Raw genomic sequence first — 23,972 nt, forward strand, 5'->3', positions numbered from 1 at the left:
GGCGTCAGGGCGCGGCCTGCAGGGCACCCACGCGGCGAGCACCGCCCGAGATCGCGCGAAGCGTGTAAGGCGTGGGCGCATCGTTCGCGTAGGCACTGTCGAGCACGCTGCCCAGCGTGGTCGATGCCTGCAGCGTGCTGTTGGGCCAGAAGTTGGGGCTGGCGATATTGGACGCCCCCGGGATGTTGGTGGCCACCGAAGTCACGTTGCCCGACTGGATGGCGTTGCCGCTGGCGTAGGTGCCACCGAACAACGAGACGCTGCCGGTGCCAGCAAACAGGTTGGCCGTGAGACGCAGCGTCTGCGTGCCGCTGTAGGCGGCGATGAAGTAGCCGCCGGAGCGGGTGCTCACCACCGTGTTGTGGAACATCTCGAACGTATTGGTCGAGTTCTCGATGCCTTCGGCGCCATAGGAGATCGCGGTTGGGTTGTCCGCGTTCGGCCCCTTGTGGAACATGTTGCCGCGCAGCACCACGCGTCCGCCGTTGGGGAAATCCGCCAGGTAGCTGGAAGTCCCCGTCGGGCCGTCCATGAAGTAGCTGTTCTCGATGATGGTTTCCTGGGCGCGGCTCTTGAGGTTGTGGCCGATCTTCGCTTCGTGGAAATAGCTCGCCGACACCGTCAACCGGGTGATCAGGTTGACGTAGATGTTGTGCGAGTAGCCATCGCCGTAACCGTTGCGCGCGAACTCCGAGCGCTCGATGCTGATGGTGGACGACCCGGCATTGGCAAGGATGCCGTTCTCGTTGTCGTAGAAGCCGCTGTTGATGATGCGCAGGGCGCCGGTGTGCTCGGCCCGGATGCCCGCGCCGTTCTGGTCGGGAACCTTGGTGTCGCGGAATTCGATGCTGTCGATGGTGATGTTCGACCCCGAGATCACCCACAAGCCCTTGCCCCGGGCGTTGTTGCCGTTCGCAAACAGGCGAGCGCGGCCACCGTCGCCGCAGATGGTCAGGTTGCTGACCGTCCACTGCACAACGTCGCCGCGGTAATCGCCTGCGGCGATCTTGATCACGTCGCCAGAACGGGCGGCCGCGGCCGCCGCGCTGGGAACGGCATAGGTGCGCCCCGGACCGACCAGCAGCACGCGGCCGGTGGCGGTATCGCAAGCCGTGGTGCCCACCGGAACGGGAGCCGGAGCAGGCGCTGGAGAGGGTGCTGGCGCAGGTGAAGGTGCCGGAGAGGGCGCAGGCGCAGGGGAAGGCGCCGGCGAGGGCGCAGGGGAAGGCGCAGGCGCAGGCGCAGGTGCGGGAGAGGGAGAAGGCGCGGGTGTTCCCGCCGGGGTGTCGACCGCGACGGTGTCGGAACCGCCGCCGCCACAGGCACCCAGCGTGGCGGCGAACAGCAGCGCCAGCGAGACACTGGTGGCACGGGACAGCGAAGGCACCGCGGTGCCCGGTGCGGGGGTGGGATGGATGGCGTTCAAGGCGAGGTATCGGGTAAGACCACTGCCGCCGGCAGGCGCCGGGCGCAGGCTGCGCGGCAAGCGATCGATTGGCGGAACCGGACTGTCACCCTCAGTGTCGGGGTGCCGTTGACAGACACCTGCATCGCGACGATGAGCGGAAAATCCGGACGTTCGAGCGGAGTGGAGTGTCGCCAAGCCCTGACGCGGCCCCACGACAGAAGGTTCATGGAAGTAACCAAATCCTCGCGGTACGCCGCTCCGCCCGGGGGCCACGAACACCCGGGGTGCTGGTAGGGGTAGGAACACGGATCGCGCCATTGGACACACTCCATACAGATTGACACAGTTCGCCGGACACATCCACCACAATGCGGCCATGCAGCGAGACATCAGCCTGATCGGCGTTCCCACGGACATCGGCGCCGGCACGCGCGGTGCGTCCATGGGGCCGGAAGCCCTGCGGGTGGCTGGCCTGGAAGCTGTCCTGCGGCACCAGGGCTTGCGCGTGCGGGACCGCGGGAACCTCGCCGGCCCGCCCAACCCCTGGCAAGCACCGGTGGACGGGTACCGGCATCTGGACGAGGTGACCCACTGGAGCGGGATCGTGCACGAGGCAGTGCACGCCGAGCTCGCGCTCGGTTATCTGCCCATCGTGCTGGGTGGGGACCACAGCCTCGCCCTGGGTTCGATCAGCGCGGTGGCGCGCCACTGCCGCGCCACCGGCAAGGCGCTCAGGGTGCTCTGGCTCGACGCCCACGCCGACTTCAACACCGCCGCCCTGACCCCCAGCGGCAACATCCACGGCATGCCGGTGGCCCTGCTTTGCGGTCTCGGACCCGCGCCACTCACTGGCGTGGGTGGCCACACGCCGGCCATCGAACCCGGCACCGTGCGGCAGATCGGCATCCGCAGCGTGGACCCGGGCGAGAAGCGGCTGGTGCACGACATGGGTCTGGAGGTGTTCGACATGCGCTACATCGACGAGATGGGCATGCGGCACACCATGACACAGGCCCTGCAGGGGGTGGACGGCAACACCCACCTGCATGTGAGCTTTGACGTCGATTTCCTCGACCCCGAGATCGCACCGGGCGTGGGCACCACAGTGCCCGGCGGCCCCACCTACCGGGAGGCCCAGTTGTGCATGGAGATGATCGCCGATACCGGCCAGTTGGGTTCGCTGGACGTGATGGAACTCAATCCTGCGCTGGACGTGCGCAACCGGACGGCGGTGCTGGCGGTGGACCTGATCGAGAGCCTGTTCGGCAAATCGACCCTCATGCGGTCGGGCTGATGAGCTCCAGGTGCTCGACCACGGGCGGCTGCACGAAGTACGGCCCCACGATGGCGCGCCATTGCGCGAAGCGGTCCGACGCCCGGAAACCGACCATGTGGTCCTCCACCGTGGCCCAGCGGATGGTCAGTATGTAGCGGCCCGGACTTTCGATGCTGCGACGCACCTTGTAGCCCAGGAAGCCTTTCGAGGGGGCAATGACGGTGGTGACGCCGCGCAGGATGGCCTCTTCGAAAGCGTCGCGTTTCTGGGGATCGATGCGGATGTCGGCGTGTTCGAGGATCATCGTAGGAAGTCTCCGCGGTGCAAAAGATGGGAACAGAAGGCCGCAGGTTAACCGGGAATCGCCTGCGGTAGATCCAGCGGGTCCTGGGTCCCTTGATCCGTGTGGTTCGCGGGTGCGAAGGCGCGCCTGTCCTCGCGCAGCATGTCCACCGCCTTCTCCGCCATCATGATCACGGGCGCGTTGGTGTTGCCCCCGACCACACTCGGCATGACCGAGGCATCGACCACCCGCAAACCCTGGACACCATGCACGCGCAGGCGCGCATCCACCACGTCCAGAGGCCCCGGGCCCATGCGGCAGGTGCCAACGGGGTGGTAGATCGTGTCTGCGTGGTTGCGGATGAACTGCTCGATCTGCGCGTCGCTGCGGGCGTGCACGGAAGCCGACGCCTCGAATCCCCCATGGCGCGCCAGCGCGGGTTGCTCCAGCAGACGGCGCATGAGCTTGAAGCCACGCAGCAAGCGCGCCATGTCGTCCGGGTCCTGAAGAAACGCCGGATCGATCAGCGGTGCGGCCTGCGGGTCCGCACTGGCCAGGCGCAGGGTGCCGCGGCTGCGCGGACGCAACAGGCAGACGTGGCAGGAATAACCGTGGCCCAGCACGGTCTTGCGACCGTGGTCGACCAGCTTGCCAACCACGAAGTGCAACTGCAGATCGGGCACGGCCTCTTCGGGGGTGCTGCGGATGAAGCCGCCGGCCTCGGCAAAGTTGGTGGTCAGAAGACCGCTGCGCTGGCGGCGCCATTCAAAGATGCCGCGCAGCACGCGCGCCACGCCAGTGGGCGATACACCCAGCAGATCCTTGACGCGGGGCGCATTGACCACCAGCACCACATCCACGTGGTCGTGCAGGTTCTCACCCACACCGGGCAGATCGCGCACCACGGGGATGCCGTGCGCCTTCAGGTGGTCCGCAGGCCCGACGCCCGAGAGCATCAGCAACTGCGGCGAACCGAACGCGCCCGCACTGAGCACCACCTCGCCGCCGCTGCGCAGGCGCAGCGTCTGCAACGGCCCCCGTCCGTCCTGCCCCCGGTAAGCGACGCCCACCGCGCGGGGCGAACCCGTGTCCGACACCTCGGTGAGCACCTGGGTCACCAGGGCATGCGTGATGACCTGCAGGTTGGACCGCCCCAGGTGCGGCGTGAGGTATGCCTTGGCGGCGCTGAATCGCTCACCATCGCGGTGCGTGACCTGGTAGGCCCCCACACCCTCCTGCTCCGGCCCATTGAAGTCGGGGTTGTGCCGGTAGCCGGCCTGCTGTCCGGCTTCGATGAAGGCAGGCAGGAACGGATTGGGGCTGCGCAGGTCCATCACGTTGAGCGGCCCGCCTTGCCCGTGCAAGTCGTCGGCGCCGCGCTCGTTGTGTTCGGCGCGCTTGAAGTACGGCAGCACGTCGGCAAAAGACCATCCTGGATTGCCCTGCGCGGCCCAATCGTCGTAGTCGCGCGCATGGCCACGCGCGTAGATCATGGCGTTCACGGAACTCGATCCACCCAGCACCTTGCCCCGGGGCTGGTAACCGCGCCGGCCATTCAGGCCTGGCTGGGGCACCGTCTGCAGGCACCAGTTGGCCTGGCCGTTCTTGGCCAGCACCGCCAGGCCGGCCGGGCAATGGATCAGCACGCTGTGGTCGGGCGGGCCGGCCTCCAGCAAGGCCACGCGGATCTCCGGGTTTTCGCTCAAGCGGGCCGCGAGCACGCAGCCCGCAGAGCCGCCACCGACGATGATGTAGTCGAACATGGGGTCTGTCTCCTGGGACGCCGGGCACGTCTTGCGGTGCGCGACAATCGCCTGGGCAAGGTAGCACAGGCCCGCCGCCGCCTTTAGGCAGCGCGGCCTAGGAAAGACACCCCGGTGACGCCCTGCGCGCGCCGCAGCACTCCACAGGTTTTCTTCTTCATCCGCATCAGACAGGAGCATCGCACCCATGAACACGATCCAGACCGTCGGCATCATTGGCTCAGGCACCATGGGCAATGGCATCGCGCAGGCCTGCGCCACGAACGGCATCCGCGTGGTGATGGTGGACATCTCGCAGGCCGCGGTAGACAAGGGTCTGGCCACCGTCGCCGGCAGCCTGGACCGCCTGATCAAGAAAGACAAGATCGGCGTCGCCGACAAGGACAAGGCCCTTGCCCTGATCCACGGCTCAACGAGCTACGACGACCTCAAGAGCGCGCAGTTGGTGATCGAGGCCGCCACCGAGAACGAAGGCCTGAAGATCAAGATCCTGCAGCAGCTCGACGGTCTGCTGGCGCCCGAGGTCATCGTGGCCACCAACACCAGCTCGATCAGCATCACCAAGCTGGCCGCGTCCACCCAGCGGGCAGACCGCTTCATCGGCATGCACTTCTTCAACCCGGTCCCCATGATGGCGCTGGTGGAGATCATCCGCGGCCTGCAGACCAGCGACGCCACGCACGACACGGTCAAGGCGCTGGCCGAAGCCCTGGGCAAGACACCGATCACCGTGAAGAACGCCCCCGGCTTCGTGGTCAACCGCATCCTCGTACCCATGATCAACGAGGCCTTCTTCGTGCTCGCCGAAGGCATCGCCAGCCCCGAAGACATCGACGCCGGCATGAAGCTGGGCACGAACCAGCCCATCGGCCCGCTCGCGCTGGCCGACATGATCGGCCTGGACGTGTGCCTGGCCGTGATGAACGTCTACATGGCCGAGTTCAACGACAGCAAGTACCGCCCGGCCCCGCTGCTCAAGGAAATGGTCGCGGCCGGCTGGCTGGGGCGCAAGAGCGGCCGGGGGGTGTATAGGTACTGAGGACACCCCCCTGCGCCGCTGCGCGGCTTCCCCCCTCTCTGGCGCGCCTTCGGCGCTGGGAGGGGGGACGATGCCTTGGGCCGGCGGAGCCGGACCCTCGGCATCTCTGGGCTTACACGCCTCGCTTCGCTCGCTGGGTGGCTTGGGCTGGCGGAGGTGGGCCTTTGGCATCTCTGGGTGGGGGCGCCTCGCTTCGTTCGCTCTATTCGCCCTGATCGGCACTGGCTTTCGTGCGGCCGTAACATGCGTCTCTGCTTCGAGGACCCATTCGCATGAGCGCTTCATCTTTCGACTTCGATCTTTTCGTCATCGGTGGCGGCAGTGGTGGCGTGCGTGCCGCGCGCATGGCGGCGCAGCGCGGTGCGCGTGTCGGCCTGGCGGAGACGCTGGGGGCCGACGGGTTGGGGGGTACCTGCGTCAACGTTGGGTGTATTCCCAAGAAGCTCTACAGCTACGCGGCGCACTACCACGAGGCGTTCGAGGAGTCGCGTGGCTTTGGCTGGGAAGGCGAAGCGCCCACGCTCAACTGGGCAACGCTCAAGGCGAACCGAGCGCGTGAAATCGGGCGTCTCAACGGTGTCTATGGCAACCTGCTGCGCGGTTCCGGGGTCACGGTGTTCGAGGCGTTCGCGCGCATCACCGGCGCGCACGGTATCTCGCTGGCCACGCTGAATGCGGACGGCTCGGCCGGGCACCAGTCTTTCACGGCGAAACACATCCTGATCGCCACCGGCGGCACGCCGCATGTACCGCATTTCGTGGGCCGCGAGCACGTCATCACGTCCAACGACATCTTCGACCTGGAACCGTTTCCGCAGCGCCTGGTGGTGGTCGGAGGCGGCTACATCGCGTGCGAGTTCGCGTCCATCTTCAACGGGCTCGGTGCCCAGGTGACGCAGCTCTACCGGGGCGAACAGGTGCTGCGGGGCTTTGACGACGAGATCCGCCATTTCGTCGCGGCCGAGATGGTCAAGGCGGGCGTGGACCTGCACCTGGACGCCGGAGTGGTCGATGTGCGCAAGACGGACGAGGGCCTGCGCGTCACCTGTGAAGGGGGCGCGGTGCTGACAGCCGATGCCGTGCTCTATGCCACCGGCCGGGTGCCCAACACCCAGGGCCTGGGCCTGGAGGCGGTGGGTGTGGCCCAGGGCGCCAAAGGCGAGGTGATCGTCAACGGGCACTACCAGACCAACGTGCCGTCGATCTTCGCCGTGGGCGACGTGACCAGCCGCGTGCAACTCACGCCGGTGGCACTGGGAGAGGCCATGGTGGTGGTCGACCAGCTCTTCGGTCCGGCCTCGGGCAAGGCCGCGCGCACCATGGGGTACGACTTCATCCCCACCGCCGTGTTCACGCACCCCAGCATCGGCACCGTGGGCTACAGCGAGGCTCAGGCGCGCGAGAAGTTTGGCGAGGTGACCATCTTCCGCAGCGAATTCAAGGCGCTGAAGCACACGCTGTCGGGCCGCACCGAGCGCACACTGATGAAGCTGGTGGTGGAGACCAAGACCGACCGCGTGGTGGGCCTGCACATGGTGGGCGCCGACGCAGGCGAGATCGTTCAGGGTTTCGCCGTGGCCATGAAGGCCGGTGCGACCAAGGCCATCTTCGACAGCACCATCGGCATCCACCCCACCGCGGCGGAAGAGTTCGTGACCATGCGCGAGGCCGTCAGGAACTGAGGAACCAGAGCAGGGCCGCGCCCAGCAGGGTATGTGCCCACAGGCCCGGCGCGAGCCAGGCGACATACCGCCCGCCACCCGTCAGCGCGGCCGTGATGCTCTTGCTCAGGGCATGCACCGCCAGCGCCAACACCACCGCCAGCCCGGCCGGGCCAGCCGGCGGCCTGGTGGCGAACACCGCGGCCAGCGCCGAGTGCAGATCGGCCAGGGCGCCCAGCAGCGTGCCCACATAGAGACCTGCCTGCCCCAGCCAGAGCGTCAGCGCATGCACCAGCACCTGGATGGCGGTCAGCAACGCGGCCACGGCGGCAGCGCCCCGCAGACTGAACATGCGCTCCGAGCCGGCCGTGGGCAAGCCTTCTACCCGCGGCGTGGACATTGCGCCCAGCTCCGTCTCCGCCGGCGCACCCCGCACCAGCCACACACCCCAGAGCGCCGCCAGGGCCGCGGCCGCCAGCGCGGGAATCCACAGCGTGGCGAGCCAGGCCGGTTGCACGGCGGCGGCCACCAGCAGCAGTTGCAGTTGCGTGGATACGCAGGACAGCAATCCGCCGCCGGCCATGAGCCGCGCACCCGAACGCCCCTCGCGCACCGCCAGCCCCAAGGTGGCGATGGTGGCCGTGCTGGAGACGAAACCGGATGCCAGCGAAGACAGTGCCACCGCATGCCGGGCCTGCAGCAGGCGGCGCCCCAGGTGCGCGAGCGATTGCACGGCCAGCAGCAACGCCAGCAGTTGCACCATCAGGTGCGGGTTGAGCACAGGTCCCCAGAATGGGCGGTCGGGCATCAGCGGAAGGGCCACGAGCACGAGTGCGGCCAGCACGATGCCATCGCGCACCTCGGCCGGCCGCAGCCAGTGGCGCGCAAACCGGTGCATGCGTTCGCGCCCTTCGAGCACCGCGGTAAGCCCCACGGCCAGGGCGGCGGCCAGTGGCAGGCTCCAGACACACAACACGCCGATGAGGTAGGTCAGCAGCAGCGCCACCTCGGTGGTCACGCCCGGGTCGTCGGAACGGTCGCGCCAGTAAGCCACCACCCCCAGCGCCGCCACGAAGGCCGCACCGGCCACCACCAGCCCGCTGACCTGGGTGAGCGCGGTGGTCGCGCCCATCACGCACACCAGGGCAAAGGTGCGCAGCCCTGCCATGGCGCGGCCCGGCCCTGAGCCCTTGCGGCGCTCGCGCTCGATGCCGACCAGCAACCCGCACCCCAGGGCGACCGCCAGCGTGGTGGCGGCCGAAGCGAAGAAGGACGGTGCGGCGTTTTCTGGCATGCGGGTACAGGAATGGATGCACGACCGCCACACCGCAAGGTGACAATAGCGCCATGCACAAGACGCCCGACTTTACCGCCCCTCTGGTTTTCAACGACCCGGCCCTGGCCCTGGCCCAAGTGCGCAAGATCTACCAGGACAACGTGGACTTCTTGCGCCAGGCCATGCGCGACTATGTGGCCGGCGGCCATTTCTCCGACGTGCACGTGCGGGCCTGCTACCCCTACGTGCGCTTGCACTCCCACAGCGTGTCACGGCAAGGCGAGCCCAACAGCCCGCCCTACAAGAAGCTGAGCTACGGTTTCGTCGCGGGCCCAGGCCGTTTCGAGACCACGCTCACGCGGCCAGACCTGTATGGCGACTACTACCTTGAACAGTTCAGCCTGCTGCTGGCCAACCATGGCGGCGAGCTGGAGGTCGGCACCAGCACGCAGCCCATCCCCATCCACTTCTCCTTCGCCGAGAACGACCATGTGGAAGGCAGCCTGGACGCGGCGCGCCGCGCGCTGATGCGCGACGTGTTCGACCTGCCCGACCTCACGGCCATGGACGATGGCATCGCCAACGGCACCCACGAGCCCGGCCCCGGTGAAGCACACCCGCTCTCGCTCTTCACCGCGCCGCGCGTGGACTACTCGCTGCAACGCCTGCGCCACTACACCGGCACCGCGCCCGACTGGTTCCAGAACTTCGTGCTGTTCACCAACTACCAGTTCTACATCGACGAGTTCATCAAGCTCGGCCACGCCGAGATGGCGCGGCCCGACAGCGAGTACGTCGCCTTCATCGAGCCGGGCAACGTGGTGATGCGCCGCACCGGCCTGGCGGCGCAACCGGAGGACGCCCTGGGCCATGCCCCGCCGCGCCTGCCGCAGATGCCGGCCTACCACCTGATCCGCGCCGACCGCAGCGGCATCACCATGGTCAACATCGGCGTCGGCCCGGCCAATGCCAAGACCATCACCGACCACATCGCGGTGCTGCGGCCGCATGCCTGGCTGATGCTGGGCCACTGCGCCGGCCTGCGCACCAGCCAGCAACTGGGCGACTACGTGCTCGCGCACGCCTATGTGCGAGAGGACCACGTGCTCGACGAGGAACTGCCGCTGTGGGTGCCCATTCCGGCGCTGGCCGAGATCCAGTTGGCGCTGGAGGGCGCGGTGGCCGACGTCACAGGTGTGCCGCCGCATGAGCTCAAGCGCATCATGCGCACCGGCACCGTGGCAAGCACCGACAACCGCAACTGGGAACTGCTCCCCGACAACATGCCGCAGCGGCGCTTCTCGCAGTCGCGCGCCGTGGCACTGGACATGGAAAGCGCCACCATCGCGGCCAACGGTTTTCGCTTCCGCGTACCTTACGGCACCCTGCTGTGCGTGAGCGACAAACCCCTGCACGGCGAGATCAAACTGCCTGGCATGGCCAACCACTTCTACCGCGAACGCGTGGACCAGCACCTGCGCATTGGCATCCGCGCCATCGACATCCTGCGCGAAGGCGGCTCGGACCAGTTGCACAGCCGCAAGCTGCGCAGCTTCGCCGAAGTGGCGTTCCAGTGAACGCCAGCGGCTTCAGGTATTGAGCTGCACCGAACGCCCGATGTAGAGAATCGGCCCGGTCGGGCGACCAGTGGGCGAGCCGTTGTAAGGCTCCAGCGTGATCTCGAACAGCTGGTTGGGCACCAGCGGCGGCAGCTTGTCGAGCTTGACCTCCAGCGGCTGCCCAGGCTGCACCAGCCCCAGTGAGACCGGTGCGTTCCAGTCGTCGGCCTTGGTCCAGAACTGCAGCGAGCGTTGCTCCGGCAACGCGGTGGTGGTGCCCAGGGGCACCAGCCGCAGCGTGTCGCGACCCTGGGTCTGCACCATCCAGCCTGGCGCGTTGCCGTTGGGTGGCACCAGCACCACCATGTACTGCGGCGCGGCCGGCGCGAACAGGCCCGTGGCGGGCCACAGCGCGGCCACCGATGCGGCGACGAAACCCGTGGCCGCCACGGCGCGCCAGAAGTGGACACTGCGCCACCAGCGTTGCCAGGCACTCACGGTGTCCGGCCTCTGCGGTGCGCGGGCCGGGGCCAGGCCGTTTTCGATGCGCGACCACAGCGCCGGCGAAGGCTCCACCGGATCGGCCAGGCGGGTGAGCGGCAGCAAGCGCGCCTCCCAGCCATCCACCGCGGCCCGCAGCCGCGCATCGCGCGGCAGGCGCTCCTGCACCTCGCGCCGCCGCGCGGCGGACAGCGTGCCCACCACGTAGGCCGAGGCCAGCGCGTCGAGGTCGTCGTGCTCCGTCGTGCTCACGCGAGACACTCCCTGAGCGAAGCCAGACCCCGACGGATCCACGCCTTCACCGACCCCAGCGGCGCGCCCAGCCGCTGGGCGATCTCCGGGTGGGTGCAACCATCCAGGTAGGCGTAGAGCACGCAATTGCGCTTGGCCACGTCCAGCCTGGCCAGGCAGTCGTCCAGCCGGCCCAGATCGGCGCGCAGCGCGAAGGCATCCACCATGTCCGGTGCTGAGGGCGGATCCTCGGCCTGCAAGGCATCCAGGTCCTGTTCGTCGGCCGACTCGGTGCGCGCGCCGGCACGCAGGGCGTCCAGGGCCCGGTGGCGCACGATGCTGTAGATCCAGCCGCGCCCGGTGCCGCGCCCGGCATCGAAAGAAGCGGCGCGGGTCCAGATGCTCATGAAGGCGTCGTGCAGCACATCCTCGGCGGTGGCGCGGTCGCGCACGATGCGCAGCGCCACGCCCAACAGGTAGCGCCCCTCGTGCTCGTACAGCCGGCGCAGCGCCGAACGGTCGCCTCGCGCGCAAGCGGCCAGGGCGTCGTCGTGGTCGAAAGATTCGGGCGCGGAGGCTGGCAAGGGCAGTTCAGCGGGATGGAAGGGGAAGCCGCGCCGCAGCGCATGGGCACCGCAGCGTGACGATGCGAGCCATCCTACCCGATGGATCGGCCGGCGGCGCATGGAGTCCCTCGCCGGCCGCTGGTCATCAAGACGCTTTCCAGAGGATGTAGTCGGCCTGGTACTGCACGATCTGCCGTGCACCGGCGTTGCCCGCGCCACAGGCGGCGGCCGGAGCGACCCCGCCCTTGGTGGCCACGCGCTGGGTGTAGGTCACACCGTTCATGGCACCGCTGCCCATCGCGGGGTTGGCCTTCACCAGTTGCAGCGGGATGTTGCCATCGCCACCGGGCGCGACAGCCACCTGCGTGGCGGTGAACTTCGACCCGTCGTTGGCTTCCCAGGTCGCGGGCGGTCCGTAGTACTTGCCGACCTGTTTGCCCGAACGGTCCAGGAGCTTGGCGTCCGGCCCGACGAAGACCCACTCGAACTGGCCAGGCATGTTGGCCTTGGCACGGCATTCGTAGGTGATCTGGCCCACGCCCACGGTTTCCCAGGCCACCTTGTGGCCTGCCGGCACTTTCACCGCGTCGGGCAGCGCCGCCTGCGAAAACGTCATGGCGGGGGCGCCCATGTTGGACGAGGCGCAGGCGGACAGGGCGATCGCCGCAGCAGCGGCCAGGGAGGTCTTGATCAGCATGGAAAAACTCCTCAAAGATGGGTTGTGGACAGCAACGCAGAACACGTCACTGTCTTCACTACGCCCCAGCCGAGGGTTTGGATGCAGTCCGCCTCAAAAAAAGTTCACCCATGCCTCAGAGCAGCCCCTGGATCCAGGCCCGCGCCGGCATATCCGCCCATTGCGCCACACCGTGGCGCCATACGGTCGCCACGGAGCCGGCCTCAGGCCCGCCGGGGCCTGACCCGGGAAGCCGCGAGCTTGGCGTTGGCGCGGGCGGTGTCGGTGTCCGTTGCCCGGGCCAACGCCACCCCCATGCGGCGCTTGAGGAAGCTCTCGGGTTTGCCGAAGAGGCGCAGGTCGGTGCCGGGCACGCGCAGGGCTTCGTCCACACCATCGAAAGCGATGCCTTGCGCCTCCACACCGCCGTAGATCACGGCGCTGGCCCCCGGGTTGCGCAGCGAGGCATCCACCGGCAGGCCCAGGATGGCTCGCGCGTGCAGCTCGAACTCGCTCTGGTGCTGGGTGCACAAGGTCACCAGACCGGTATCGTGCGGGCGCGGGCTCACTTCGCTGAACCACACCTGGTCGCCCTTGACGAACAGCTCCACGCCAAAGAGGCCCTGGCCACCGAGGTTGTCCGTCACCGCCTTGGCGATGTCGCGCGACTTCTGCAACGCGGCCGGCGTCATGGGGTGCGGCTGCCAGCTTTCCACGTAGTCGCCACTGACCTGCACATGGCCGATCGGGTCACAGAAATGGGTCTGCACCTGGCCATCCGCGCCCAACGCGCGCACGGTGAGCTGGGTGATCTCGTAGTCGAAGTCGATGAAGCCCTCCACGATCACCCGGCCATGGCTCACACGGCCACCCGCCATGGCGCAGTCCCAGGCCTTCTGCACGTCGGCCGGGCCGTCGATCTTGCTCTGGCCTTTGCCGCTGCTGCTCATCACCGGCTTGACGATGCAGGGATAGCCAATACCGCCGTCGATCGCCGCCTGCAATTCGGCCAGCGAATCGCAGAAGCGGTAGGGACTGGTCGGCAGGCCCAGTGTTTCGGCGGCCAGCACGCGAATGCCCTCGCGGTCCATGGTCAGGCGCGCGGCGCGCGCGGTGGGAATCACCTTCACCACGCCCGCGGCCTCGAGCTCCTGCAGCATGGGCGTGGCGATGGCTTCGATCTCCGGCACCACCAGGTGCGGCCGCTCGGCTTCGATGAGCGCCTTGAGCTGCGCCGGGTCGCTCATGGTGATGGTGCGCGCATGGTGCGCCACCTGCTGGCCCGGCGCGTTCTCATAGCGGTCCACGGCGATGGTCTCGACGCCCAGCCGCTGCAGGGCAATCAGCACCTCCTTGCCCAGTTCGCCCGAGCCCAGCAGCATGACACGGGTGGCGGAGGGGGACAGCGGCGTTCCCAGCGTGGTCATGTCGGTGTTCCTGTCTTCAAAAGGTGGTAAGGACAGCGGCAGTCCGCTCTTCTTTCAAAGCGCTGCGCCCATGGCTTCGCCCATGCGCACGGCGGCCTCGGGCGCCCAGTCGGGGTTGAAAGCGATGGCGTCGCGCGGCCAGAGCAGGACCACGGTGGAGCCCAGCAGGAAGCGCCCCATTTCCTCGCCCTTCGCCAGTTGCACAGGCGCGTCGCCGTAGGTCCATTCGCGCACCTGTCCCGGACGCGGCGGGTTCACCACACCATGCCAGGTGGTGGCCATGCTGCCCACGATGGTGGCACCCACCAGCACGAGCACGAAGGGCATGGGTGCCAGGCCCTCGCCACGCGGCAGGTCGAACACACAGACCACGCGCTCGTTGCGCGCGAACAGCCCGGGCACGCCCTGGGCGGTGGCCGGGTTCACCGAGAACAGCTCGCCCGGCACATGGATCATGCGACGCAAGGTGCCCGCCGCCGGCATGTGGATGCGGTGGTAGTCGCGCGGGCTCAGGTAGATGGTGGCAAAGGCACCGTCGTCGAACAGCGCGGCCAACGCGGCATCGCCTCCCACCAGCGCGCGCGTGCTGTAGGTGTGCCCCTTGGCCTGGTAGATCTGGTCGCGCGCGATGGCGCCGAACTGGCTGATGGCGCCATCCACCGGACAGATGAAGTCCGCCTGCGCGAGTGGCCGCGCATCGGCGCGCAAGGCCCGGGTGAAGAATTCATTGAAGCTCGGGTAGGCCGTGATCTCCGGCTGAGCAGCCTCCTGCATGTTCACGCCATAGCGCCGGACGAAGCGGCGGATGAGCGCATGCGTGAGGCCGCCGGCACGGGCATTGGCCACCTTGCCCGCCAGCGTGGTGAGCGCCTGCTTCGGGTAGATGTACTGCAGAGCAACGGACAAGGGCATGGCGGATGGAAGAGAGGGATGCGGTCATGCCCCTGCGGGCAGCCCCGCATTGTAGGGGCGGCCCACCGCTGAAAGAGATCGGGGCAGGCACAATGCGCCCCCATGAGTGCTTCTCTGTTCGCCTGCGACAACCTGGTCAAACGCTATGGCGGCAACACCGTCGTCGATGGCCTGAGCTTCTCCATCGGTGCCGGCGAATGCCTGGGCGTGATCGGGCCCAACGGCGCGGGCAAGACCACCACCATCCGCATGTGCCTGGGCCTGATCGCGCCCGACGCGGGCCGCATCACCGCGTTCGGCCTGGACATGCCGCGCGACGCACTGGCCATCAAGTCCCAGCTCGGCGTGGTCAGCCAGATGGACACCCTGGACCCGGACTTCTCCTGCGCGGAGAACCTGCAGGTCTACGGCCGCTACTTCGGCCTGCCCGCTGCCACCATCCGCGCGCGCATTCCCCAGCTGCTGGACTTCGCGGCGCTGTCCCACAAAGCCGAGGCCAAGCCCGGCGAGCTCTCGGGGGGCATGAAGCGGCGCCTCTCGCTGGCCCGTGCACTGGTCAACGACCCCAGGTTGCTCATGCTGGACGAGCCCACCACCGGCCTGGACCCGCAGGCCCGCCACCTGATGTGGGAACGCCTGCAGCTGTTGCTGCAGCAAGGCAAGAGCATTCTGCTCACCACCCACTTCATGGACGAAGCCGAACGCCTGTGCTCGCGCCTGCTGGTGCTCGACCACGGCCGCAAGATCGCCGAGGGCCGTCCGCGCGAACTCATTGCCCAGCACCTGGAGCCGGACGTGATCGAGGTCTACGGCCAGGGCGCGCTGGAGCTGGCGCATGGCGCGTCACACGCCCCCCTGCGCGCCCTGGCCGCGCGCGTGGAGGTCAGCGGCGAAACCGTCTTCTTCTACACCGCGCAGGCCCTGCCCTTGCTGGCCGCGTTGAACGAACACCACCACCTGCGCACCCTGCACCGGCCCGCCAACCTGGAAGACCTGTTCCTCAAGCTCACCGGACGGCAGATACGGGAGGACGGATAGAGATGACCACCACACCCTCCGACAAACCGACAGCAAGTGGTGACACCTCCCAGAGCACCCTCGGTCCCGGCTCCGCCGGGCCGCAGGATGCGCCCCCTGCCAAAGGGGTCGCGCGCAGTGCGGCGGAGGTGTCCCACTTCGCACCACCGCGCCTGTCCATGCGCTGGTGGCCGGTGTTCCTGCGCAACCTGCTGGTGTGGCGCAAGCTGGCGGTGCCCAGCCTGGTGGGCAACATCGCCGAGCCGCTGATGTGGCTGATTGCCTTTGGCTACGGCATGGGCGCGCTGGTGGGGCAGGTCAACATGGGCACGCCCGACGGCACCGTGGCCGTGCCGTACATCCTGTTCCTGGCCAGCGGCAGCATCTGCATGAGCGCCATGAACGCCGCCAGCTTCGAGGCGCTGTACTCGGCCTTCTCCCGCATGCACGTGCAGAAGACCTGGGACGGCATCATGAATGCGCCCGTCAGCCTGGACGACGTGGTGCTGGCCGAAATGCTCTGGGCCGGCTTCAAGGCCCTGTTCACGGTGACGGCCATCCTGGGCGTGATGCTCGCGCTGGGCATCAGCCATTCGCCCAAGCTGCTGCTGGCCTGGCCGGTTCTGCTGGGAGCGGGCATCACCTTTTCGTGCATCGCCCTGGTGTTCAACGCCCTGGCCCAGGGCTATGACTTCTTCACCTACTACTTCACGCTGTTCCTCACGCCCATGATGTTCCTCTCAGGCGTGTTCTTCCCGCGGGAGCAGTTGCCACTGGTGTTGCGGCACGTCTCGGACTGGCTGCCCTTGACGAATGCGGTGGAACTGGTGCGACCGCTGTTCATGGACCAGTGGCCCGCGCAGCCCTGGCTGCATGCGGTGGTGCTGCTGGCCTACGCGGTGGCCGCGTTCTGGCTGGCACTGGGGTTGACGCGTCGCCGCTTCGGCAAATAGACCACGCGGCAAGCCCTGCGCCTGAGGCGGTCAGTGCACCGTGTGCAGCGCGGGCTGGGCTTCGCAGTACAGCTCGCTACCGGTGTCGATGAACTCTTCCGCTTCGATCACGGCGTCGTAGTCGCGCGCAGCAACGTCGTACAGCTTGGGGATCAGGGGCTTGTCCAGCGGGCGGCAGATACGGCCGCGCAGGCTGCGCAGATCGCGGCTGGTTTCCATGGCGCTGATCACGGCTTCCGGATCGAGCATCAGGACGAAAGGGTTCAGACGGGTAGCGATGGTGGACATGGCAGCGGTTTCCTGAAGGTGAATGAGAGGGTGACAATCGCTTGTCGATGAAACAAACTGTACCCATGCCCCCCGCGCCGGTTAAGTCGGCGCACCGCCATATGCGCTGTAGGAACTTCCCTGACAAGAGGTGACGAGCCCCTACGCGCGGTCCGTGACATGCGTCACGGACCGCGGCGCAAAGCCTCCACGCTGGCGCGCACCACCGACTGCACGCTGCCACTCTCCTTGTACTGGTTGCGCAGAAAGGTGGCGTGGTTGCCCACGCGCGCGGCCGTGCGTTCGATTTCGTCGAGTGCAGCCATCGAATCCAGCGCCGCTCCGTGCGGCGCGAGCTTGCGCAGCGTGGCCAGGATGTCCTCCCGGATGCTGATCTGCTCGCGCGTCTTGGGGTTGACCATCATCCCGTCCAGGCCGAAGCGGCAGGCCTGGAAGCGGTTGTAGGTGTAGACGAGGTAGTCGTCTTCCTCGGGCGGCGGCTCGCCGCGCTCGAGGAGGTGACGGCACAGCGCCTGCAGGTAGCAGGCCAGGCCCGCGGCACGCTCCACGGTCAGCGGGGTGTCGCACACCCGCAGCTCGATGGTGCCGTACTCGGGCTTGGGCCGGATGTCCCAGTAGAAGTCCTTCATGGACTTCACCACCCCGGTGGACTCCATCTTGGTGAAGTACACGTTGGCGAACTCCTCCCAGCTCAGCACGAAGGGCGCGCGCCCGCTCAGGGGAAAGGCGAACACCGAGTTCAGACGCGCCGAATCGAACAGCGTGTCCACGCCCTGGGAAAACGGCGACGAGGCCGACAGCGCAATGAAATGCGGCACGTAGCGGTTGAGCGAATGCAGCAGGAACAGCGCCTCGTCGGCGCTGGCGCAGCCGATGTGCACGTGCTGGCCGAACACGGTGAACTGCTTGGCCAGGTAGCCGTACAGGCCCGAGAGTTCCTGGAAACGCGGCTTGGAAAAAATGCGCTGCTCGAACCAGCGCTGGAACGGGTGCGTGCCACCGCCAGCGATCTCGATGTTGAGCCGGTCACCCGCGTTCACCAGCGTGTCGCGGATCTGCTGCAGCTGCGCCAGCAGCGGGCCATGCTCGCTCTGCACATCGGTGGCGATCTCGATCATGCTCTGCGTCATCTCCGGCGTCACGGTGCCCGGAAATGGCTTGCGCCGAAGCAGTTCCAGCAGATCGTTGGCGCTGCTGGAAAGATCGAGATCGTAGGTGTTGACGAGCTGCAGCTCGAGTTCCACCCCCATGGTGAGGGAGTCAGAGGACTTGAATGTCTCCAATGGCATGGTCGCTTATCCCTTCGTGACGTGGGTTTCCTGCGCCGCCATGAGCGCACGCTGCGTGACCACGGGTCCGAGCAGCTCCTGCAGCAACATCATGCCGGCCATGACGGAGAGCACCTGCACAGCCGGTGCAAAACCGTAGAGCCGGCTCTGGTCCAGCAGCAGGATGGCAAAGGCGGACATCGGCGTGAGGGCCAGGCCGGTCAGCAGACCCTTGCGCTCGGTGATGCCAGACAGGCGCGCTGCCACCAGGTTGCAGCCCACCTTGGATGCGGTGCGTACGCCGATCAGCAGCAGGCCCAGCAGCAGGCCGGTGCCCACGTCGGCCCAGTCGAGCAGCGATGCGATGTAGACGAACAGGAACACCGAGAGCAGGTCCCCTGCGGTACCGAAGTCGCGCTGGGCGTTGGTGAGGTGCACACGGCGCTCGCGCGCGACGACGCCGAAGGTCAGCGCAGCCAGCAGCGGCGAAAGCTTGAGGCCATAGGCGGCGGTGGTGAGCAGCAGCACCGAGAGAGCGAACACCACCGTCACGCCGCGTTCGTGCGTGCTGCGCTGGCGCAGCAGCCAGGGCACCGCCACGCCCAGCAGGCCGCCCACCGCGACCGAGGTACCGACCACGTGGATGCTGCCGAACGCCGCCACCACGATATCGCCCGAGGTGCTGAGGTACCAGTAGCCCACCACCATCTTGAGCAGCAGCACGGACACCATGCAGTTGATGGCGCACAGGTGCAGCACGCGTTCGGTCACCTGGCCCGCGCTGCGCAGCTCGTTGGCCACGCGCACCACGCCCGCGGGCGAGGCCGACACCGACAGCGCCGCGATGATCAGGCGCATGTCCACCGGCAGCTCGAACCAGCCGCAGACCCAGTAGATCACGCCAAAGGTGATGAGCGACTCCAGCACGCCCAGCAGCAGCACCCAGGGGTTGTGGCGGAACCAGCGCAGGTTGATGCGGTAGCCGAGTTCGAACAGCACCAGCGAAAGCGCCACGTTGGCCAGGAACGGCAGCCCGGCGATATCGGTGGTCAGGCCCGGCAGGTTGATGAGGCCGCCCAGCAGCCCCACCGCCACGTAGCTGGTCACACGCGGCAGGTGCCAGGCCTCGTAGACCCACTCGGCCACAAACCAGGCCAGCAGCATCACCAGTGGCCAGGCAATGGATTGCAGCAGGAAAGCAAATTCGGTGGCCATAGGCGGGGTCTCCTGGATGGGTTCTGTGGCTGTCGGGTGTGAAGAACACCGGCGGCCTCCGGGCCGGTCGGCGCCAGCGGCGCGCTGGCATAAACACCGGCGATGCAGGCTGGGCAGGCCATGGTGGCCGCCCTGGCCTCGCGCTCAGACCGCGAAGCGCTGCGAGAGCTCCCGCAGATTCAACGCTTCAAGCACCTGTCCCAGGCGCTCGCGGGCCCGTTCACGGGCGCCGCCTCGGTCCGTGGGCATTTTACGGGCCAGAATGAGTTCGTTCTTCAGGGAATGCTCCCATCCGACCAGTTCGGTGACCGTCACGCTGTAACCATGTGCTTCGAGCTGCAGGCAGCGCAGCACATTGGTGATCTGGCTGCCGAACTCGCGCGTGTGCAGCGGGTGGCGCCACAACTCCGCCAGCGGCGTGCGCGACAGCGAGAACGCCTTGTGTTGCCGCATCACACCGGCCACCTCGGCCTGGCAACACGGCACCAGCACCATGTGGCGCGCCTGCTTGGCCAGGCCGAAGGCGATGGCATCGTCGGTCGCGGTGTCGCAGGCATGCAGCGCGGTCACCACATCCACACGGGCAGGCAGATCCGGGTGCGTGAGCGCTTCCTGCACCGTGGTGGCCAGGAAGTCCATGCGCGCAAAGCCCAGTTGAGCCGCCAGCGCGCGCGACTTCTCCACCAGTTCGGCCCGCGTCTCCACGCCGCTCACGCGGCCGACCACCTTGTCCTTGAAGAACAGGTCGTACAGCATGAAGCCCAGGTAGGACTTGCCGGCACCGTGGTCGGCCAGGCTCACATCGCCGCGTTCGGCCAGCACCTCGGCCAACAGCGGCTCGATGAACTGCACCAGGTGGTTGACCTGCTTGAGCTTGCGCCGCGTGTCCTGGTTGAGCTTCCCTTCGCGCGTGAGGATGTGCAACGCCTTGAGCAGTTCGACCGACTGACCGGGCCGCAACTCGGGCAACTGCTCCTGCAACGTGGGTGCAGGCCGCGCGGCCGCCTTGTCCTTGTGTTTCGCCATGGGCCGATCATAGGGGGAGCGACAATCCCCCGCATGACCTTCGAACCGAACAGCCCGCACCCCTACGACCAGCTCACGCCCGACGTGGTGCAGGACGCGCTGGCGCACGTGGGCCTGTGGGGAGACGGCCGCATCACCGCGCTCAACAGCTTCGAGAACCGCGTCTACCAGATCCACCTGGAGTCCCCGGCGGAGGGCGGCCACGACCAGGTGGTCGCCAAGTTCTACCGGCCCGGGCGCTGGAGCGATGCGCAGATTCTGGAGGAACACGCCTTTGCCGAGGAGCTGGTGGCGGCCGAGATTCCAGCCGTGCCGCCCCTGCGTCTGCACGGCCAGACCCTGCACCACTTCGGTGGCTTCGCTTTCTCGGTGAGCCCGCGGCGGGGCGGGCGCCGCCCCGAGCTGGACGACTTCGACGTGCTGGAGTGGACCGGCCGCTTCCTCGGCCGCCTGCACGGCGTGGGCGCCATGCACCCGTTCCAGGCCCGGCCGGCGCTGGACATCGCCAGCTTCGCACACGAACCGCGCGACTGGCTCATGGAACACGAAGCCATCGCCCCGGAGGTGCGCAGCGCATGGGCCGGCGCGCTGAAGGAAGCGCTCGCCCTGATCGAGGCCCATGCGGTTCTGCGCCCGGGCGCGGCGGTGGAAGAAGGCGGTATCGCGCGCATCCGCCTGCATGGCGACTGCCACCCCGGCAACATCCTCTGGACGCCCGAGGGCCAGCCCGGCGCCGGCCCACACTTTGTCGACCTGGATGACGCGCGCAATGGTCCGGCCGTGCAGGACCTGTGGATGCTGCTCTCCGGTGACCGACGGCAGCAGACGCAACAGCTCGGCGCCCTGCTCGACGGTTACGAACAGATGCACCCATTCGACCGCCGCGAGCTCGCACTGATCGAGCCTTTGCGCACCCTGCGGCTGATCCACTACAGCGCCTGGATCGCCCGCCGCTGGACCGACCCGGCCTTCCCGGTCAACTTTCCCTGGTTCGGCACGCGCGATTACTGGCAGGGCCAGGTGGACATGCTGGTGGAGCAGATCGAGGAGATGCAGAACCCGCCACTGGTGGCCTGAGGCCCGCGGTCAGGCCTCCAGGTGCGGCCTCATCAACGTCTCGAACCAGTCCTGGAACACCTCCAGCCGCCGCGACCGCTGGCGGCGGTGCGGGTAAAGCAGGGACACGGGCATGGGTGCCGCCCGGCTGTCCGGCATGACCTCCACCAGATCTCCTTGGTCCAGCAGGTGCTGCACGTCAAAGCGCGGGATCTGGATCAGGCCCAGGCCCGCGAGGCAGCAGGCGATGTAGCTCTCCGCGTTGTTCACGACGACGCGGCTGGGCACGTCCAGCGTGCGCACGCCATCGGTGCCCCGCAGGTACTCCCACGGCATGGACCGCCCCGTTCTGGGCGAGGCGTAACCCACGGCCCAGTGGCCGTGCGGCAGATCGTCCGCCGCCAGGGGTTCGCCGTGCTCACGCAGGTAGGAAGGGCTGGCGCAGTTGACCAGGCCGATGCGACCCAGCGGACGCACCACCAGGCTGCTGTCGTGCAGCAGGCCGATGCGCACGGCGCAGTCCACCCCCTCCTGCACCAGGTCGATGGCGCGGTCGGTGGAGCCCAGAACCAGTTGCATGCGGGGATGCCGGCGCAGGAAGCCGGGAAGCGCCGGCGCCACCACGCGCCGGGCGATGCGGCTGGGCACGTCGACGCTGAGCCGTCCGACCACCTGCCGCTGACTGCCCTGGAACAACTGGTCCACGGTCTCCAGCTCGACCACCAGCGGACGCACACGTTCGAGGAACTGCTCGCCGTCGGCCGTCGGCCGCACCTGGCGCGTGGTCCGGTGCAGCAGGCGCACACCGATCTGGGCCTCCAGGCGCTGAATCGCCGCCGAGACCGACGCGCGCGGCAACTCCAGCTTGTTCGCCGCCTTGATGAAGCTGCCGAGTTCCGCCACCTCGATGAACACGCGGTACCGATCGAGCCTATCCATGCGTACGGCCTGCCATGACGTCGATGCCTTGCGTGTCAGCCGGCGAACCCGCCCTCGTCCAGGAAGCGCTGCTCGGACTCGGTCATGCCGCGCCCCAACAAGGTGTTGCGGTGTGGGAAGCGGCCAAAGCGCTCGATGATCTCGGCATGGCCCAGCGCGTGCTCCAGCCAGGGTTGGCCCAGTCGCCGATTGAGCGTCACCGAAAGGCGCTGGTCGTCCAGGTCCTCCGAGTGCGCGAAGGGCAGGTAGAAGAACAGGCGCAAACCGGCCTCCACCTGCGCGTCCTGTCCATGGGACACCGCCTGGCGGGCGATCCGCCGGGCATGGGCGTCCGTTGCGAACATGCGCGCCGTACCGCGAAAGGCGTTGCGGGGAAACTGGTCCAGCAGGATCAACAGCGCCAGCGCACCCTGCGCACTGGCCTGCAAGTCGTCGTGCCAACCCGCGGCGGCGGCTTCGTGCAAAGGCAGAAAGCGCTCGCGCAGGCGCCGGTCGAAGTCCGGTGATTTTGCGAACCACTCGGCCATGCCGGCCTCGCGCCAGAAACGGACCAGGGCCTGCCCCTGCGCAGGCAGGTCCGCCACCGCGTCGACCGTCATGAGCGCAACCACCACAAGCCCCAGGCCAGCGCCAGGCCGATGGCGATGATGATCACAGTGCGCATGAGAGCCTCACTTGGTGGTGTAGCCGCCGTTGATCAGGATGGTCTGGCCCGTGATCCACCAGCCGTCGCTGACCAGATGGCGGATGAAGGGCACCACGTCCTCGATGTGCGTGAGACCCGTCGGCGAGAACGGCGACAGGGCAGCCGCGGTCTTATGGTACGCCACCGCATCCGGCCCCTCCTGGCCATAGAAGAAAGGCGTGTCCATCGGTCCCGGGCCGATGGCCGTCACGGAAATGCCGCGCGCACCGAACTCCTTGGCCGCCGCCCGCGTGAAGTGCTCCACCGGCGCCTTGGTGCCCGCGTAGGACGCATAGAAAGGCGTGAACGCGCCCAGCAAGGAGGTGACCAGCGTCACGATCTTGCCGTTGTCGTTGACATGCCTGCCCGCCTCTTTGAGAAAGAAGAAGGCGGCCTTGCTGTTGACGGCCGTCATCTCGTCGTACTCGGCTTCGGAGATGTCCAGCATCGGCTTCTTGAGCACCTTGCCCACGGTGTTGATGGCGATGTCGGGCCGGCCCACGGCCGCGACCGTGTCGGCAAACAGTTTCTCGACCGCCTTCGCCGTCGTGAGATCCCCCTGCAAGGCCACCGCCTTTGCACCGGCGGCCTGGACCGCCTTCACGATGGCCTCGGCATCCGGCTTCGACGCCGGGCTGTTGTAGTGGATGGCGATGGCGCTGGCGCCCTGCGCCGCCAGGTCCCGGGCGATCAGGCCGCCCAGGTTCTTGGCGCCGCCAGCGATGAGCGCGACTTTGCCGCGGATGGAATGGTCTGCCATGGTGTGCTTCCCTTCAGTAATGGGTGGAAGGGTCAGCTTAGGCAAACCGGCCGCGCCGATAAACCGGCCACGCGTGGATGGATTGTCCAGAAACGCCCACCAATGCCAACCCATGCCCGCCACCACGCCGCTACCACATGCCCCTGGCACAGGCAACCGGCGCCGCCATGACCCATATACCAATAAT

23 protein-coding genes are annotated in these 23,972 nt (G+C 67.7%); 7 read left to right on the plus strand and 16 right to left on the minus strand.

Features of this window, described 5'->3' with window-relative positions; all coding sequences use genetic code 11:
* Positions 1-4 precede the first annotated feature (4 nt).
* Positions 5-1,426 carry a right-handed parallel beta-helix repeat-containing protein gene (locus tag KIT53_RS08895; protein ID WP_297750805.1) on the minus strand — a complete coding sequence of 474 codons (1,422 nt, stop codon included), beginning with the start codon at positions 1,424-1,426 and terminating at the stop codon, positions 5-7.
* Between the two features lie 358 nt (positions 1,427-1,784).
* Here KIT53_RS08895 and rocF point away from each other — a divergent pair, with 358 nt between their 5' ends.
* Entirely contained in the window at positions 1,785-2,702 is a 918-nt protein-coding gene (gene rocF, locus KIT53_RS08900) for an arginase (RefSeq protein WP_297750809.1), read from the plus strand.
* On the opposite strand, the gene KIT53_RS08905 is transcribed toward rocF, so the two are convergent.
* Entirely contained in the window at positions 2,686-2,988 is a 303-nt protein-coding gene (locus tag KIT53_RS08905; RefSeq protein WP_297750812.1) for an antibiotic biosynthesis monooxygenase, read from the minus strand. The two genes, rocF and KIT53_RS08905, sit on opposite strands and share 17 nt — an antisense overlap.
* A 47-nt stretch (positions 2,989-3,035) precedes the next feature.
* Entirely contained in the window at positions 3,036-4,730 is a 1,695-nt protein-coding gene (locus KIT53_RS08910; RefSeq protein ID WP_297750815.1) for a choline dehydrogenase, read from the minus strand.
* 187 nt (positions 4,731-4,917) lie between these two features.
* On the opposite strand from KIT53_RS08910, the gene KIT53_RS08915 reads away from it, so the two are divergent.
* Positions 4,918-5,769: a 3-hydroxybutyryl-CoA dehydrogenase gene (locus tag KIT53_RS08915; protein ID WP_297750818.1), complete on the plus strand. Its 852-nt coding sequence runs from the start codon at positions 4,918-4,920 to the stop codon at positions 5,767-5,769.
* A gap of 272 nt (positions 5,770-6,041) precedes the next feature.
* Positions 6,042-7,451, plus strand: a complete 1,410-nt coding sequence (gorA, locus tag KIT53_RS08920) for a glutathione-disulfide reductase (protein WP_297750821.1) — start codon at positions 6,042-6,044, stop codon at positions 7,449-7,451.
* On the opposite strand, the gene KIT53_RS08925 is transcribed toward gorA, so the two are convergent.
* Positions 7,441-8,724 carry a DUF4010 domain-containing protein gene (locus KIT53_RS08925; protein WP_297750824.1) on the minus strand — a complete coding sequence of 428 codons (1,284 nt, stop codon included), beginning with the start codon at positions 8,722-8,724 and terminating at the stop codon, positions 7,441-7,443. The genes gorA and KIT53_RS08925 overlap by 11 nt on opposite strands.
* Before the next feature lie 53 nt (positions 8,725-8,777).
* Between KIT53_RS08925 and KIT53_RS08930 the strand changes: the two genes are divergently transcribed.
* Positions 8,778-10,283, plus strand: a complete 1,506-nt coding sequence (locus KIT53_RS08930) for an AMP nucleosidase (protein WP_297750828.1) — start codon at positions 8,778-8,780, stop codon at positions 10,281-10,283.
* A gap of 12 nt (positions 10,284-10,295) precedes the next feature.
* Here KIT53_RS08930 and KIT53_RS08935 read toward each other — a convergent pair whose 3' ends face one another.
* The 5 genes from KIT53_RS08935 to asd form a co-directional block, all read right to left on the minus strand.
* Positions 10,296-11,018 carry an anti-sigma factor gene (locus KIT53_RS08935; protein ID WP_297750831.1) on the minus strand — a complete coding sequence of 241 codons (723 nt, stop codon included), beginning with the start codon at positions 11,016-11,018 and terminating at the stop codon, positions 10,296-10,298.
* The gene (locus KIT53_RS08940; protein WP_297751342.1) at positions 11,015-11,587 is read right to left on the minus strand and encodes a sigma-70 family RNA polymerase sigma factor; all 573 of its coding nucleotides are present in this window, start codon (positions 11,585-11,587) and stop codon (positions 11,015-11,017) included. The genes KIT53_RS08935 and KIT53_RS08940 overlap by 4 nt, the downstream gene beginning before the upstream one ends.
* Positions 11,588-11,708: 121 nt before the next feature.
* Entirely contained in the window at positions 11,709-12,260 is a 552-nt protein-coding gene (locus tag KIT53_RS08945; protein ID WP_297750834.1) for a DUF3455 domain-containing protein, read from the minus strand.
* 203 nt (positions 12,261-12,463) lie between these two features.
* Positions 12,464-13,666, minus strand: a complete 1,203-nt coding sequence (gene purT, locus KIT53_RS08950) for a formate-dependent phosphoribosylglycinamide formyltransferase (protein ID WP_297750837.1) — start codon at positions 13,664-13,666, stop codon at positions 12,464-12,466.
* A gap of 54 nt (positions 13,667-13,720) precedes the next feature.
* Positions 13,721-14,578, minus strand: coding sequence for an archaetidylserine decarboxylase (gene asd / locus KIT53_RS08955; RefSeq protein ID WP_297750840.1), 858 nt, complete (start codon positions 14,576-14,578; stop codon positions 13,721-13,723).
* Positions 14,579-14,680: 102 nt separating this feature from the next.
* Here asd and KIT53_RS08960 point away from each other — a divergent pair, with 102 nt between their 5' ends.
* Both KIT53_RS08960 and KIT53_RS08965 read left to right on the plus strand, forming a co-directional pair.
* Entirely contained in the window at positions 14,681-15,616 is a 936-nt protein-coding gene (locus KIT53_RS08960; protein ID WP_297750843.1) for an ATP-binding cassette domain-containing protein, read from the plus strand.
* A gap of 158 nt (positions 15,617-15,774) precedes the next feature.
* Positions 15,775-16,548, plus strand: coding sequence for an ABC transporter permease (locus KIT53_RS08965; RefSeq protein WP_297751345.1), 774 nt, complete (start codon positions 15,775-15,777; stop codon positions 16,546-16,548).
* Positions 16,549-16,578: 30 nt separating this feature from the next.
* On the opposite strand, the gene KIT53_RS08970 is transcribed toward KIT53_RS08965, so the two are convergent.
* The 4 genes from KIT53_RS08970 to KIT53_RS08985 form a co-directional block, all read right to left on the minus strand.
* Complete coding sequence (locus KIT53_RS08970) at positions 16,579-16,836, minus strand: hypothetical protein (RefSeq protein WP_297750846.1); 258 nt, start codon at positions 16,834-16,836, stop codon at positions 16,579-16,581.
* A gap of 164 nt (positions 16,837-17,000) precedes the next feature.
* Entirely contained in the window at positions 17,001-18,125 is a 1,125-nt protein-coding gene (locus KIT53_RS08975; protein ID WP_297750849.1) for a YbdK family carboxylate-amine ligase, read from the minus strand.
* A gap of 6 nt (positions 18,126-18,131) precedes the next feature.
* Positions 18,132-19,319: a cation:proton antiporter gene (locus tag KIT53_RS08980; protein WP_297750852.1), complete on the minus strand. Its 1,188-nt coding sequence runs from the start codon at positions 19,317-19,319 to the stop codon at positions 18,132-18,134.
* 144 nt (positions 19,320-19,463) lie between these two features.
* Positions 19,464-20,345 (minus strand): SAM-dependent methyltransferase, encoded by an 882-nt coding sequence (locus KIT53_RS08985; protein WP_297750855.1) that lies wholly within the window; start codon positions 20,343-20,345, stop codon positions 19,464-19,466.
* 33 nt (positions 20,346-20,378) lie between these two features.
* On the opposite strand from KIT53_RS08985, the gene KIT53_RS08990 reads away from it, so the two are divergent.
* Complete coding sequence (locus KIT53_RS08990; RefSeq protein ID WP_297750858.1) at positions 20,379-21,422, plus strand: serine/threonine protein kinase; 1,044 nt, start codon at positions 20,379-20,381, stop codon at positions 21,420-21,422.
* 9 nt (positions 21,423-21,431) lie between these two features.
* On the opposite strand, the gene KIT53_RS08995 is transcribed toward KIT53_RS08990, so the two are convergent.
* From KIT53_RS08995 to KIT53_RS09005, 3 genes are all read right to left on the minus strand, one after another.
* The gene (locus KIT53_RS08995) at positions 21,432-22,340 is read right to left on the minus strand and encodes a LysR family transcriptional regulator (RefSeq protein WP_297750862.1); all 909 of its coding nucleotides are present in this window, start codon (positions 22,338-22,340) and stop codon (positions 21,432-21,434) included.
* 35 nt (positions 22,341-22,375) lie between these two features.
* Positions 22,376-22,939 carry a DUF924 family protein gene (locus KIT53_RS09000; protein WP_297750864.1) on the minus strand — a complete coding sequence of 188 codons (564 nt, stop codon included), beginning with the start codon at positions 22,937-22,939 and terminating at the stop codon, positions 22,376-22,378.
* Between the two features lie 72 nt (positions 22,940-23,011).
* Entirely contained in the window at positions 23,012-23,785 is a 774-nt protein-coding gene (locus KIT53_RS09005; protein WP_297750867.1) for an SDR family oxidoreductase, read from the minus strand.
* Positions 23,786-23,972: the final 187 nt, after the last annotated feature.

This window comes from Hydrogenophaga sp. (assembly GCF_026125785.1).
In the GTDB taxonomy this organism is placed as follows: domain Bacteria; phylum Pseudomonadota; class Gammaproteobacteria; order Burkholderiales; family Burkholderiaceae_C; genus Hydrogenophaga.

Bases quoted from the DNA above. Each gene is read 5' to 3' on its own strand.
- KIT53_RS08990 (WP_297750858.1), top strand. From the start codon at position 20,379: ATGACCTTCGAACCGAACAGCCCGCACCCCTACGACCAGCTCACGCCC.
- KIT53_RS09005 (WP_297750867.1), bottom strand. From the start codon at position 23,785: ATGGCAGACCATTCCATCCGCGGCAAAGTCGCGCTCATCGCTGGCGGC.
- KIT53_RS08930 (WP_297750828.1), top strand. From the start codon at position 8,778: ATGCACAAGACGCCCGACTTTACCGCCCCTCTGGTTTTCAACGACCCG.
- KIT53_RS08970 (WP_297750846.1), bottom strand. From the start codon at position 16,836: ATGTCCACCATCGCTACCCGTCTGAACCCTTTCGTCCTGATGCTCGAT.
- KIT53_RS08995 (WP_297750862.1), bottom strand. From the start codon at position 22,340: ATGGATAGGCTCGATCGGTACCGCGTGTTCATCGAGGTGGCGGAACTC.
- asd (WP_297750840.1), bottom strand. From the start codon at position 14,578: ATGCCCTTGTCCGTTGCTCTGCAGTACATCTACCCGAAGCAGGCGCTC.
- KIT53_RS08980 (WP_297750852.1), bottom strand. From the start codon at position 19,319: ATGGCCACCGAATTTGCTTTCCTGCTGCAATCCATTGCCTGGCCACTG.
- KIT53_RS08925 (WP_297750824.1), bottom strand. From the start codon at position 8,724: ATGCCAGAAAACGCCGCACCGTCCTTCTTCGCTTCGGCCGCCACCACG.
- KIT53_RS08985 (WP_297750855.1), bottom strand. From the start codon at position 20,345: ATGGCGAAACACAAGGACAAGGCGGCCGCGCGGCCTGCACCCACGTTG.
- KIT53_RS08975 (WP_297750849.1), bottom strand. From the start codon at position 18,125: ATGCCATTGGAGACATTCAAGTCCTCTGACTCCCTCACCATGGGGGTG.
- rocF (WP_297750809.1), top strand. From the start codon at position 1,785: ATGCAGCGAGACATCAGCCTGATCGGCGTTCCCACGGACATCGGCGCC.
- KIT53_RS08905 (WP_297750812.1), bottom strand. From the start codon at position 2,988: ATGATCCTCGAACACGCCGACATCCGCATCGATCCCCAGAAACGCGAC.
- KIT53_RS08965 (WP_297751345.1), top strand. From the start codon at position 15,775: ATGCGCTGGTGGCCGGTGTTCCTGCGCAACCTGCTGGTGTGGCGCAAG.
- KIT53_RS08945 (WP_297750834.1), bottom strand. From the start codon at position 12,260: ATGCTGATCAAGACCTCCCTGGCCGCTGCTGCGGCGATCGCCCTGTCC.
- KIT53_RS08915 (WP_297750818.1), top strand. From the start codon at position 4,918: ATGAACACGATCCAGACCGTCGGCATCATTGGCTCAGGCACCATGGGC.
- purT (WP_297750837.1), bottom strand. From the start codon at position 13,666: ATGACCACGCTGGGAACGCCGCTGTCCCCCTCCGCCACCCGTGTCATG.
- KIT53_RS08910 (WP_297750815.1), bottom strand. From the start codon at position 4,730: ATGTTCGACTACATCATCGTCGGTGGCGGCTCTGCGGGCTGCGTGCTC.
- gorA (WP_297750821.1), top strand. From the start codon at position 6,042: ATGAGCGCTTCATCTTTCGACTTCGATCTTTTCGTCATCGGTGGCGGC.
- KIT53_RS08960 (WP_297750843.1), top strand. From the start codon at position 14,681: ATGAGTGCTTCTCTGTTCGCCTGCGACAACCTGGTCAAACGCTATGGC.
- KIT53_RS09000 (WP_297750864.1), bottom strand. From the start codon at position 22,939: ATGACGGTCGACGCGGTGGCGGACCTGCCTGCGCAGGGGCAGGCCCTG.